Genomic DNA, 13843 nt, shown 5'->3' with positions numbered 1-13843 from the left:
ATTATTCACTCTTTTTTAAATCTTGAATTCGTTGTTGCACACTAGCTAGTTGATTTTCATAATCAGCCAGCTTAGCTTTTTCTTTGTCAATTACAGCAGCAGGAGCATGGGCAACAAAACCCTCATTGCTTAATTTTTTAGTTGCCCGTTCAACTTCAGCTCTAAGGTCTTTTTCTTCTTTTTCCATACGCTTAATTTCATCATCAACGTTTACCAAATCAGCTAGCGGAATAAAAATTTGCGCTCCCGACACCACAGCGGTTTTAGCCAATTTAGGTGCGACAATTTCAGTGGCAATCGTCAATTCTTTCGGATGTAAAAAGTTTTTCACATATTCAGCATTATCAGCCAAAATTTTTTCATTATTAGCATCCTCTAGTTGAATCATGATATCAATTGGTGAAGATAAAGGCGCATTAACTTCCATACGAATGTTGCGCACTGCTTTAATAATTTCAATCAAGAAAGCCATGTCATGCTGGGCTTTATCATTTACAAATTCAGCGTGAAATTCTGGATAAGGAGCAATCATGATTGATTTACCTTCATGTGGCATGGACAACCATAATTTTTCAGTTACAAATGGCATAATCGGATGAAGAAGTCGCAAAATTTGATCCAAAATCCAGATTAAATTATTTTGTTTTCTAGTCTTTAATTGGGCATCGTTACTGTTTAAAGCAACCTTAGAAACTTCGATGTACCAGTCACAGAAATCATTCCAGATAAAGTTATATAATTCTCGCCCAGCTTCGCCAAACTTATATTCATCGAATAAGCGAATCACTTCACTAACGGTATGATTTAACTGCGCAAAAATCCAGCTGTCAGCCAAATCAAACTGCTTAGTATCAGGCATATGAGCTGGCTGCGCACTTTCTGGTAAATTCATGATTACAAAACGAGCAGCATTCCAAATTTTATTAATAAAATTCCACGCAGCCGATAATTTCTTTGGATTATAGCGCGTATCCTGACCTGGAGCAGTTCCATTAAGTAAAAACCATCTTAAGGCATCAGCTCCATATTCATCAACGACATCCATTGGGTCAACCCCATTGCCCAGTGACTTACTCATCTTGCGTCCTTGTTCATCGCGAATTAAGCCATGTAAAACTACATCCTTAAATGGACGTTCATGGGTAAAGTGCAAACTTTGGAAAATCATACGTGAAACCCAAAAGAAAATAATATCATAGCCAGTTACTAAGGCATTAGTTGGGAAATAACGATTAAAGTCAGCAGCCGTTGTATCAGGCCAACCCATTGTCGAAAATGGCCACAAAGCACTAGAGAACCACGTATCCAAAACATCAGTATCTTGGTCCCAGTTTTCAATATCATGCGGTGCTTCTTCACCAACATACATCTCACCTGTCTTTTTATTGTACCAAGCTGGGATGCGGTGCCCCCACCAGAGCTGGCGTGAGATTACCCAATCATGCACATCTTCCATCCAATGCTCTAGCGTTTGCTCAAATCGTTCTGGAACAAAGTTAACCTTGTTGGCAGTTTTTTGATTTGCCAATACCTTTTCAGCTAAAGGCTTCATTTTCACAAACCATTGAGTTGAAAGACGCGGTTCAACTTGAACACCTGAACGTTCAGAGTGACCAACTGAATGCACAATTGGTTTTATCTGAATAAGGTACCCCTGCTCTTTTAAGTCCTTAACTAGAGCTTCACGACAAGCAAAACGATCCATGCCTTGATATTTTCCTGCTTGCTCATTCATTGTCCCGTCGTCATTCATTACATTAATTCGTTCTAAGTTGTGGCGATTACCAACAGCAAAGTCATTCGGATCATGGGCGGGCGTAATTTTTACTAGTCCTGTTCCAAATTCAGGATCAACATGTTGGTCTTCAATAATTGGAATTTTACGTCCAACTATTGGTAGAATTAATTCCTTACCGACAAGGTCTTTATAGCGTTCATCCCCATGAGCCACAGCTACTGCCATATCACCAAACATAGTTTCTGGTCGAGTGGTTGCAATTTCGACAAAACCAGAGCCATCAGCAAAGGGATACTTGATGTGATAAAAAGCCCCTTTATCATCCTGGTGAATAACTTCAATGTCACTTAGTGCTGTTTGCAGTTGCGGATCCCAATTAATAATATATTCACCGCGATAAATCAACCCTTCATTATACAATTGAACAAAAACTCGCTTAACAGCCTTAGATAGTCCTTCATCTAAAGTAAAGCGCTCGCGTGAATAATCAAGCGACAAACCCATCTTCGCCCATTGACTTTTAATGATATTAGCGTACTCATCTTTCCAGTCCCAGACTTGTTTAACGAATGCTTCACGTCCCATCTGGTGCCGATCTTTACCTTGCTTACGCAATTTAGCCTCAACTTTAGCTTGAGTAGCAATCCCGGCATGATCCATTCCGGGTAAATATAGCGTATCGTAGCCTTGCATCCGTTTAAAGCGGATTAGAGTATCTTGAATTGCCGTATCCCAAGCATGGCCCAAATGTAACTTCCCCGTAACATTTGGTGGTGGGATTACAATAGAATAAGGATGGGCTGTTTTATCTCCTGATGGCTTAAACAAGTCTTGATCAAGCCACGCTTGATATCTACCTGTTTCAACCTCATGGGGGTCGTATTTAGGTGCTAAATCTGTCATAAATTTCCTCCAATAAAAAAGTCCTAGACAATCTTGTCTAGGACGATATAATAACCGCGGTACCACCTATCATTAAGCAAAAATATTGCTTCCCTTAATCTAGTGATAACGGACCTTGATACCGGACTAGCCTACTTTAAATTCAGCTAATCAATTAAATCAAGCTACCAATTAACCTTCATTCGGTCTTTCACCAACTATGGACCTTTCTCTACTTATAAGATTAATACCTCTTGATTATTTCTTTAGATAGCATTATAGCATGTTTTTTATAGCAGTGCAGTATCTTCTGATGCTTTATCGGCTATAAATTTATCACCAGGATAAATAGTCGTTATTTTAATACCAGCTAGGGCGCGCTCAATTAAGCCCTCAACATCTAGCCGTGCTTCAAATTCGCGTGCTTTATCAATTCTTGGCTTAGTTTTAGGACGGGGTGGGGCAAAGATTGTGCAACAATCTTCAAATGGTTGAATTGATAAATCAAAGGTACCAATTTGTTCAGCTAAACGAATAATTTCAGTCTTGTCCATTGTAGCAACTGGGCGCACAACCGGAGTTGTGGTTACATCGTTAATTGCTGCCATTGACTCCAATGTTTGCGAGGCCACTTGTCCCACAGATTCTCCATTGAAAATAGCTAGTCCTTTTCTTTTAGCTCGGATTTGATCTGCTAAACGTAACATAAAACGACGTTGAACTGTCATCAAATAACCTTCTGGTAACTTTTCTTTAATAGTTTCTTGAATTTCGGCAAATGGAACTGCAATAAAATTAATTCGTCCTGCATAGTTAGCCAATATTCCTGTTAATTCTTTAGCTTTGTTGAGGGCTTTCTCAGTCGTATATGGCGGACTATAGAAATGAACCATATCAATGTCAACCCCCCGCTTCAAGGCTAAGTATGATGCAACCGGAGAATCAATTCCGCCTGAAAGCATCATCACTGCTCGACCTCCAGTTCCAACAGGCATCCCACCTGCGCCATGCAATAATTGGTTAGAAATATATACTGCATCTTGGCGAACTTCAAGTCTTAATACCAAATCAGGATGTTTCATTTCTACTTTTAAGTTGGACATATTTTTAAAAAGATAGTCCCCCACTAATTGATTTAACTCATTCGTATCATAGGTAAAGTTATGGTCACTACGCTTGGTATTAACCTTGAAAGTCATTCCCTCTTGGTAAGTCTCTTTCATCAAAGCAAGAGCAGTTTCTTCAATTTTAGTCAGTGTTTTTTCTACCTTAATTGTTGGTGAATAAGTTTGGATACCAAAAACTTTCTTTAAACGCTGATCTATTTCTGCAAAAGGTGCGTCGTTTAAGACAATATGCATCCGATCATGACGCGGATGAAGCTCAATTTGCGGGAAATCGCGTAATACCCTAGTAACATTACCAGCTAAACGACCAATAAAATCCTTTCGATTCTTTCCTTTAGTTGAAAGTTCGCCATAGCGAACCATAATTTCAGTATATTTCATCAAATCTTATTCTCCTAAGTGATTAATTGGGGCAAAATGACGGTAAATCTGGTCAAAAACACTAATAAATTCATCAGCTTCGGCTAAAGTATTAGTTTCATCAAAACTCAAACGAATAGCACTTGTGGCTTCTTTATCATCCACATGCATCGCTACTAGTGTACTTGCCTGATCAGTTTTTGTTGATGCACAAGCAGAAGTCGTAGACGTATATATATCATGCTCTTCTAAGGTGTGAACAAGTGTTTCACCCCTAATTCCCTCCAGCGCAAAACACAAAATATGTGGTGTAAACCCCGCATTTACTGGTGAAAAAATTTTAATTCCTGGTTTATCCTGTAGATAGTTAACTATCCTATCTTTAATGGTCTCTTCTTTGACAGCATTACTTTTTTCATTAGCTAAGAGCAAACGTATTGCTTTAGCCATACTTGCAATTGCGGGTAAATTTTCAGTACCTGAACGCAAACCTTTTTCTTGACCACCACCATCATGCAGTGGCAAAACCATCTTCCCCGCTTTCTTGTAAAGAATACCAGTTCCCCGAGGGCCGTGAAACTTATGAGCCGAAAGGCTAGAAAAATCAACTCGCGGTGTAAAAACCTGTGACCAAATATTTTTACCAAGTGCTTGCACATTATCAACGTGAAAATGAATATTGGGATAATTAGTTAATAAATCACTGATCTCCTCAATTGGTTGAATAGTACCAATTTCATTATTAACTCCCATAATGGAAACTAAGGTTGTTTCCGAATCTAATGCATTACGCAAATCATTGACATTAACGCGTCCTGCTTTATCAACAGGTAAACGAGTTACACGAAAGCCCAAATTTTCCAAGGCAGTAAAAGCATTTGCTACTGAAGCATGTTCAACACTAGAAGTGATTAAGTGATGCCCAAATGCTTGTTTTTGCAAAGCCGTTCCTTTAATTGCCCAATTATTTGATTCTGTACCGCCAGAAGTAAAGAAAATTTCATTGGTTTTAGTACCTAACAGCTGAGCAATTTGTTTACGTGAGCTTGCTAGCAATTGATATGCCCGATCACCTAATTTATGTAAACTAGATGGATTACCCCAAATATTCTGTGCAACTTGAGTATAAGTATCTAAAACTTCTTGATCAATTTTAGTCGTTGCGCTATTGTCAAAATATATCATGTAATAAAATCATCCCCATGTATTTCTACACTTTTCGCTCATATCAGTGTTTTATAGCATAATTAGCTTCGTATAAATTCACTTAAATTCGTGAAAAATCCATATTTCTGTCCCTTTTACGCCCCCAAAATGGGAGACATCAGGATTTTTTGCCAATAGTTATTCTAACATCTTAACAGTCTTTTACAAATCGGAAAATTTTTATAGAAGTTTACACAAAAATAAATTACTCCAGACCAGTGTCCAGAATGGGTGACTTGTTTAAAAAATAGTTAATAATATTGTTCAAAATAATGTTTATTTTTTCACCGTACTCCACTTAGCAGATAGCCTCTATTCAATTTGTCAGCTTTCAAAGGTAAACCAGTTAACTTCAATACCATCGTTGTACTTTAACATACTTAAAACATACTTAACTTTTTATCATTATTTGGATTTGGTTCCGCCCAAATCATTGCCCTATACTTTTTAGCGACTGCTGCTCAATTATAGTAGTTTTCATCAGCTAAACCAAATGAAAAAGAAGAAGTATCCTACAGTAAAATAGTTAATGAGGTTATTCAGAACTTACTTGCTAGTAAACTAGACGCTTTACCCACTTCTACTAGAAAAAAATATAATAAGTTGTTAGATATAGCTAAGCAGCGAGACTACCTCACTCATAATTAGATTTTAGATAGTATATTTTATTCTATATAAAACTCTTAATTTTAGCTATATTTCTTTATCACCAATAATTGATAGCGCTTTCTTTAAACGCTAATATTTTAGTGTTGAAATGAGGAGAAAAAATGAAATTTAAAAAAATATTAAAAGCTTTAGCTGCTACACTAATGTTTACTGTAACTGGAATGGTATTTTCATCAACAGTCCAGGCTAAATATGTGGGACATAATGCTACTCCCACAGAGTTAAGAGGTAATTGGTACGCCTATAAAGGACACAACAAATGGACTCATATAAAAATTACTAAACATGCATTTATATATGACGGCAAAGTTAGTTGTAGTTTAAATAAAAAGGGAACTCAAAAATTGCATGTAATGCGCTATAAGCAAAATGGTAGACCTTATTATGACATGAATAAGTCTAACTATCATTACCAAGAAATTGGTTCGTTCTGGTTATCCAGAAGCAAAGTACAAGGTAGAAGAGTAATGAAGTCTTACTACAATATGGGATATTTCACTGTCTATACAAGAAATAAAATAAAGCATGACTATTCTTATGAAGTTAAAGGTGCCGGCTACATGCAACAAATCGGTAAATAGCAAATCAGTATCAGTTAAACCACTGTCAACTTTACATAATAGCCATTAAATAAAGTTAACAAAAAGTCGCACTAAATTAAGACAAATCTTTTTTCACTAATATTAGTTTGCAAAATCAAAGCCGGATGGCATTAATGAATCCTAATTTTATAGGATTCTTTTTTACTAAAAAATAAAATTCATCTATTTATTAAAGGATAACAGATGTAGCAAAGAAGACTTATTTTAAGCCTGCTTCTTTTAGAATTGCATCTTGTGTGAATTTATTTAATCCTTTACCACCATTAATTGGACCTAAGATATTTTTCTTTTTGTTATCCATTATTAATGGAATGCTATATTTTTCAGCTATATCATTGTACTTCATACCTATAACGTAATCGTGTTATGCAATTATCTGGCTCTCTGCATAGATCACGAAAACGAAAAAATCACTCGTGAAATTTATTTATATGTAACGAACAAACAATCTGAAAAGTACAATAATATGATTCTAAAAAAACGGGTCAAAACTGTTCCTCAGCTTAAATTATTGATAATAATGTGTTGAAAAATAAATTTAAATCTTATTAATCATTCTTTATTTAAAAACAGACCTAGATTATTAGGTCTGCTTTTAAATATTAGCTGTTTGTTTTTTCTGAGTAATAAAGATTTTCTAAGCGCTGATATGAACCAGGTTCTACTCTTTCAATAGCTGTCGCAATCGTATCAAGTGCTTCCTTATAATTATATTCTTGGCTATATAGTTGTAATGCTGTTTTTTGTGCAACTCTCACAGCATTATTTGTTGCATATTTATTAGAATACTGCATGGTTAACTCAACTAAACTTGCCGAATTAACAATATCATCAGCTTCACGCTTTAACCGTTCAACATCATCGGAGATATTAATTAATTCATTGGAAATTTTTTCCATATTAATTCGAACTTGATTAAGCTCTTTAGCCACATGACCAATCTCATTAACAACTAAAGTGTACATTTGCACAAAAGTATCAGGCATGCCAGGTAATTCTTTACGTTCTAAGCGTCGATAAACCAATGACACTTCTTGCTTATACCGGTTAATTGAATCAATTGCAATATTTTCAGCGTCATACAAGCCATCAACATCTTGAGCCATCGCTTTTTGTTTAGAACTGATTACCCGCAATCTCTCCAATATGTGCAACCATGAAGCTTTAATTTCTGAATACACGCCTTTACCGTCAGCAAGATTTTGTGTATCAACTGTATATTGACGATTCATATCGTTAACTTCCAATTCAAGCTTACGACTAGCTTCGAGCTCATTATGTGTCAATTCATAACTTTCATCAATGTGCCTTAATTTTTGAATTAAATCTTTCGCCTCGACCTGTTGATGTGACAGCAAGCGTTGAATTTTATCTTGATTGTCTTCCACAAATGGACGCGCCTTATATTCATTCTCCAAAAGTTGATATAAAGCAGCTATATTAGACTTAATACTTTTAATTTGTTGGTCTAATTCTTCAATTTTTAAATGGGTTAACAGCTGTCCTGCATTATCAACCAGCTCATAATTTTTTTTGATTTCAGCTAAAACATCAACTTGATTAATACAAAACCTGGATGCTTTCATTTTCTTATAAACTTCTGTTAATTCCTTTAACTGATTTTGAAATATTGTGTCAAGTTCACGTCTATCAGCTCTAATTTTAGGCAAGACATTGTCAATAGAAATAATTGCCGCTCTAATTTTTGACAGAACTCGCTTAGCTTCAACTTGATCTCCTTGTGCAGTCAAACTTTTGGCTTCCGCAAAATCACTCTCTACATTAGTTAGTTCATCTTCTAACTTATCAAGAGCAGAGCCATATTCAAAAGATCCAGCTAAAACCTGTTTACGCATTTTTTGATATTTTTTATTTAAATCCTCATACTGCATTTGATTTTCACGGTTTGATTCAAGCAATTCCGTAAAAACATCATTCGTATTCTTGGCATCTTCAAAAGTTGACTGCATAATTGCTTGAGCTTGTTTAATATTTTTGTGTGCCCTAATGAGATGATAGGAAGTATTTTGCCCTGCAGCTTGATCCAGAAGTTCTTGAACTTGAGGTATTCTCTTATTGGCTGTTTGTTCATAACTTTTACGCCAAGTGTTAAATGTTGTCAGACTTTCACCTGCTAAATCCATTTTATCAAGATTGACAATATCTGCATCTAGGTTCATTCGGTCTATTTTAGCAATCAGATCATCAAGCCCAATAATTTCGTGTAGCTGTCTTCGATTCACAATGAGCATAAATGCTATAACAATAATAATGATTAAAATTGTAATTATTACAACTATGGACTGAGTTGGTGACATATTTTTCCTCCAAAACTAACCCAATTATACCAAATTTATTTAATACTGTGCTATACAGTTTGTCAAAATAGACAATAATTTAGCTGGCGAAAAAATTTAGCTAAAGCATGATTAAATCTAAAAGGATAAAAATTTCCTTATTATACTAACTTAACGACTTTTTCTTGCTTTAACATAGTTTAATCGTTATAATATGGGACGTGTAAAATATTTGCAGCCATAAGTGACAAGAACGTCAACATCTTAATACGTTTTAGTGAACGAGTAACCGACGCTGCAACAGGCGAAAATGAAAATTAAGATGCACGAATGTTGAACTTATATGTAATATTTTACTCCAAAAACTGTTATCAGATTTTATTGGAGGATTTTATGTCAAGATATACAGGTCCAAGTTGGAAACGTTCAAGAAGATTAGGTATCTCACTTTCTGGTACTGGTAAGGAACTTAGTCGTCGTAACTATGCTCCTGGTCAACACGGTCCTAATTCACGTGGTCGCTTATCTGAATATGGTGAGCAGTTACATGAAAAGCAAAAATTGCGTTGGATGTATGGACTAAACGAACGTCAATTTAGAACATTATTTAAACGCGCTGGTAAGATTCGTGAAGGTGAACACGGTACTAACTTTATGAGCTTACTTGAATGCCGTTTAGATAGCCTTGTTTACCGCCTAGGCTTAGCTACTACTAGAGAACAAGCTCGCCAGTTAGTTAACCACGGTCACATTACTGTTGACGGTAAGCGCGTTGATATTCCTTCTTATGAAGTTAAAGTTGGTCAAATCATCAGCTTAAAGGAAAAGTCAAAGAACTTACAACAAGTTAAGGATGCTCTTGAAGCAGCTGTAGCTCGTCCATCATTTGTTTCATTTGATGAAAACAAGTTGGAAGGTTCTCTTGTACGTCTTCCAGAACGTGATGAAATGGAACCAGAAATTAACGAAGCTCTAGTTGTTGAATACTACAACAAGTTACTTTAATTTCTTTATACGAAAGCCCCTTCTCCCATTTAGGAGGGGTTTTTTTCTTACTTGAAAGGAGACAACAATTAATGTCTGAAGATTTAAATACTAGAGTGGCTAATGCTGCCCAAGGTATTAGTCCCCAAACGCTGCCTGATGAACACAGAAGATTTTTAGGTTCCTTGCGTGAACGAGTTCTAGTTAGAATGACTAATGCTGAAACTCAAGATATTAGCTTAATGGAACTTTTTTTGTCTCACTTTAAAGATTATATTGGCTATGAAATTTTGTTAAATATTAATTTGAAAGATGAATTTTTAAGTAAAATTGAAACCAATTGTAGTAAATATAAGATTACTTTTACACTTATTAATAATGAGACCGCTCAAACAAATCCTGATGATACTGCTGTTTTAGTTGTTGCCAAAACAGCAATTAATAAAATGAGAATTGAGATTAAACAGGTTTACGCTCCTGAAATGGAAAAAGTAGCATTACCTCAGAATAAGACAAAGCAAAAAAAAATTGGCTTTTGGCGATATTTTTTTAATGGGGATAAATAATGAAACCGTTAGCTTATAGAATGCGACCTCAGAATTTAAATGAAGTTGTAGGTCAATCGCATTTAATTGGTCCTGGGAAAATTATCAGGCGCATGGTTGAAGCAAAATTATTGTCCTCAATGATTCTTTATGGCCCCCCAGGCATTGGTAAAACAAGTATTGCTAGTGCAATTGCTGGTTCAACTAAATATGCCTTTCGCATGCTTAACGCTGCTACCGATGGTAAAAAGCAATTGCAACAGGTAGCTACAGAAGGCAGAATGAGTGGTACTGTGATTTTACTGCTAGACGAAATTCACCGCTTAGATAAAACTAAGCAGGACTATCTACTGCCAATGCTTGAATCAGGAGAAATCATTTTAATTGGAGCTACTACTGAAAACCCATATATATCAATTTCACCTGCAATTCGTTCTCGCTGTCAAATTTTCGAATTGCGACCACTGGAATTTGATGAGATAAGTGCAGCAATTGATCGCGCTTTAGCAAACAAAGAAAATGGATTAGGCAAATATCAAGTCCAGTTAACTCCTGCGGCCAAAAAATTATTAATTGAAAATGGTAATGGTGATTTACGTTCAACTTTAAATGGCTTGGAATTAGCTACTCGTTCAACCAAACAGGAATTACTTACGGCAAAGAAAAATATTGCTAAAGGTTTTACAATTGACCAACAAGAAATGGCTAATTCAATCCAAATGCGTAATCAAAATTTTGATGCTGATGGCGACGGACATTATGATCTCATTTCAGCTTTCCAAAAGTCAATTCGCGGCTCTGATACTGATGCTGCACTGCATTATTTAGCTCGGTTAGTTGAAGCCGGTGATTTAATTTCAATCTGTCGTCGTCTCAGCGTAATTGCATATGAAGATATTGGTCTTGCTAATCCTGCAGCTGTTCAGCATGCAGTAATTGCAATTCAAACAGCTCAAAGTATAGGCTTGCCTGAAGCAAGAATACCATTAGCTAATGCGGTGATTGAACTATCTTTGTCACCTAAAAGTAATAGTGCAATTAGTGCAATTGATGCAGCTTTAGCAGATATACGTACACAAGATTATGGCAGTATTCCGAATAATTTAAAAGATACACACTACCAAGGTGCTGAAAATCTAGGACATGGGAAAAATTATATTTATCCTCATTCTTTTCCTGGCGATTGGGTGCCCCAACAATATCTTCCTGATAAGTTATTAGGTAAACAATATTTTATGCCGAAAGGCAATTCTAAAATTGAGAAAGGCTTGCAAAAACAATATAAAATTCTTCATGATATGCAAAAAAATGGCTTACAGAATAGTTAAACAAGTATTAGACTTGCGTTTTAAATAAATTTAAGTAGCTAAAAATACATAAAAAGGCAGAGAAATTAAATTCTCTGCCCTTTTTATTTGCCTAAGTCATAAATCTTAGGCGCGTTTTACTTAATTAAGAAACTACTTTACTTTAAAGTTAGCTTTTTTAACATTTTTATTATTGTCTGTAATATAGTACATCTTACTCTTAATTTTAACAGGACTACCGTATGTCTTAACAAGATGATTTTTCTTTAAAACCTTTTTGCCGACCCGATTACCATACTGACTATAAAGATAAGCATTGTGACCTAAGCTTAACTTTTTTCCGTCAATATTTCCTGCAGCTATGTACATACCATTGTCTAAAGTATAGTATGAGTTCCCATTAATCTGCTTCTGACCAGTTGTATTAACTACAGAGCCTGCATTTAAGATTAACTTGTTGCTACGCTTTCCAGTCCCATCATAAATATACGCATTATGTTTAAGCGTCTTTTCAACTGATGGCTTAGTATTATTGTCAGCAACTAGTGTATTAGAAGTTACTGCAACACGTTCAATTTTAGTAGCAAGCTGAGATCGCAAAACATTGGCAGCTTTAACATACTGATTAGTAGCGATTATAAAGTACTTTTTACCCCTAATCTTTACAGGAACGCCATATGTTTTCACTTTCGTACCTTTCTTCAAAGTTGGTTCTGTTTTAATCCTCTTACCATATTTATTATAAATATAAGAATTATGACCTAACTTCTGTACAAGGTATTGTGCATTACCAGCTGCAATATAGTATTTTCTATTACTTGCACCTTGATCTATAGCAACATAATATTGTCTCCCAGCAATATTTTCAAGACCATAAGTTGTCACAATTGAACCAGCTTTGAGAACGACCTTATTGCTGCGTTGCCCATTTTTATCATAAACATATGCATTATGCATTAAAGTAATATCTTTACCTTTTTCCTGATCGTTACCGGTGCCATTGCTAGTTCCATTGCCAGTTCCGTCTCCGTTACCTGTGCCACCAGTTCCATTGCCAGTTCCGCCTCCGTTACCTGTGCCACCAGTTCCATTGTCAGTTCCGCCTCCGTTACCTGTGCCACCAGTTCCATTGTCAGTTCCGCCTCCGTTACCTGCATTTGGTACTAAGTTATTAACAATATTTTTAATTGCTTCATCACGAGCTTTATTTACTTCAGTAGCATTTGGTGCTTGATCAATTGTTCCAGGAGTAGTAATTGTCCCATTAGCTTTACCTACTTCTTGATCAATTTTATCCTTGATAGCTTTCTTTTCTTCACTAGTATAATCTGTTTTATCAGTATGCTTAAGATCATCAACTTTTTTCTTAGCATTCGCTGCAGCATCCGCTACTGCACCTTTGGCTATCTCTTTTTCAGCGGCTAATTTATCCTTATTTATAGCAGCTGCCGATGATCCAGTTGCATTTTTATGATTTTCAAAAGCCTTATCAGTTGTTGAAGTATCCGCATCTGGTCCAAAGTTTGTGTGCAATTTGTCTATAGCATCCTTATGACTTTGTGCTATCTCTGCTGCAGCATCGGCTTTAGCTTTATCTAAATCAGTCTTACCAGCACTATCCTTAACGGCATCAATATCAGCGATTGCCTTGTCCTTAGTTGTAGTTATGGCCGCACTATCAGTCATTGTTGGGTCGTCGATCTTACTAATCGCATCTTTAGCAATTGTATCAACTGCATCTTTATCTGCTTGATTAGTTAAACCAGGTTTGACCTTATCAGCTTCTGCCTGAATTTCAGCCTTGGCCTTGGCTTTAGCAGCAGCTAAATCGGTCTTACCAGCACTATCCTTAACAGCATCAATATCAGCGATTGCCTTGTCCTTAGTTGTAGTTACGGCCGCACTATCAGTCATTGTTGGATCGTCGATCTTACTAATCGCATCTTTGGCAATTGTATCAACTGCATCTTTATCTGCTTGGTTAATTAAGCCAGGTTTGACCTTATCAGCTTCTGCCTGAATTTCAGCCTTAGCCTTGGCTTTAGCAGCAGCTAAATCAGCCTTGTCCTTAGCGGCTTTACTATCAGTCACAATTTGATCAATTGCTTTGTTGGCATCATCCTTAA

10 protein-coding genes are annotated in these 13843 nt (G+C 36.0%); 4 read left to right on the top strand and 6 right to left on the bottom strand.

All coding sequences use genetic code 11. From position 1 onward, the window contains the following. Position 1 precedes the first annotated feature (1 nt). The 3 genes from F5ESL0233_RS03100 to F5ESL0233_RS03090 form a co-directional block, all read right to left on the bottom strand. Positions 2 to 2641: a valine--tRNA ligase gene (locus F5ESL0233_RS03100; protein ID WP_122058692.1), complete on the bottom strand. Its 2640-nt coding sequence runs from the start codon at positions 2639 to 2641 to the stop codon at positions 2 to 4. Positions 2642 to 2910: 269 nt separating this feature from the next. Beyond that, on the bottom strand, positions 2911 to 4128 hold the full coding sequence (thiI, locus tag F5ESL0233_RS03095) for a tRNA uracil 4-sulfurtransferase ThiI (protein WP_122058691.1): 1218 nt from the start codon (positions 4126 to 4128) through the stop codon (positions 2911 to 2913). A 6-nt stretch (positions 4129 to 4134) separates the two neighbouring features. Beyond that, positions 4135 to 5292, bottom strand: a complete 1158-nt coding sequence (locus F5ESL0233_RS03090; protein WP_122058689.1) for a cysteine desulfurase family protein — start codon at positions 5290 to 5292, stop codon at positions 4135 to 4137. A 791-nt stretch (positions 5293 to 6083) separates the two neighbouring features. Here F5ESL0233_RS03090 and F5ESL0233_RS03085 point away from each other — a divergent pair. After that, entirely contained in the window at positions 6084 to 6563 is a 480-nt protein-coding gene (locus tag F5ESL0233_RS03085) for a hypothetical protein (RefSeq protein WP_122058688.1), read from the top strand. Positions 6564 to 6783: 220 nt separating this feature from the next. Here F5ESL0233_RS03085 and F5ESL0233_RS08240 read toward each other — a convergent pair whose 3' ends face one another. After that, positions 6784 to 6930, bottom strand: coding sequence for a hypothetical protein (locus F5ESL0233_RS08240; protein ID WP_158593119.1), 147 nt, complete (start codon positions 6928 to 6930; stop codon positions 6784 to 6786). A gap of 256 nt (positions 6931 to 7186) precedes the next feature. Then, complete coding sequence (gene ezrA, locus F5ESL0233_RS03080; protein WP_122058686.1) at positions 7187 to 8902, bottom strand: septation ring formation regulator EzrA; 1716 nt, start codon at positions 8900 to 8902, stop codon at positions 7187 to 7189. Between the two features lie 372 nt (positions 8903 to 9274). On the opposite strand from ezrA, the gene rpsD reads away from it, so the two are divergent. From rpsD to F5ESL0233_RS03065, 3 genes are all read left to right on the top strand, one after another. Then, positions 9275 to 9886 carry a 30S ribosomal protein S4 gene (rpsD, locus tag F5ESL0233_RS03075; RefSeq protein WP_090091726.1) on the top strand — a complete coding sequence of 204 codons (612 nt, stop codon included), beginning with the start codon at positions 9275 to 9277 and terminating at the stop codon, positions 9884 to 9886. Positions 9887 to 9957: 71 nt separating this feature from the next. Further along, positions 9958 to 10431, top strand: coding sequence for a DUF1694 domain-containing protein (locus tag F5ESL0233_RS03070; protein ID WP_122058684.1), 474 nt, complete (start codon positions 9958 to 9960; stop codon positions 10429 to 10431). Further along, positions 10431 to 11738, top strand: a complete 1308-nt coding sequence (locus F5ESL0233_RS03065; RefSeq protein WP_090091722.1) for a replication-associated recombination protein A — start codon at positions 10431 to 10433, stop codon at positions 11736 to 11738. Before F5ESL0233_RS03070 ends, F5ESL0233_RS03065 begins: the two co-directional genes overlap by 1 nt. A gap of 132 nt (positions 11739 to 11870) precedes the next feature. Here the strand turns inward: F5ESL0233_RS03065 and F5ESL0233_RS03060 are convergent. Next, a partial coding sequence (locus tag F5ESL0233_RS03060; RefSeq protein WP_199692570.1) for an SLAP domain-containing protein occupies positions 11871 to 13843 on the bottom strand: 1973 nt, incomplete at its 5' end.

The sequence above is a fragment of the Lactobacillus sp. ESL0233 genome (assembly GCF_003692995.1).
Lineage (GTDB): Bacteria > Bacillota > Bacilli > Lactobacillales > Lactobacillaceae > Lactobacillus > Lactobacillus bombicola.
Note: the sequence above shows the minus strand (reverse complement) of the source record. Positions and strands in the feature narration are given on the sequence as shown.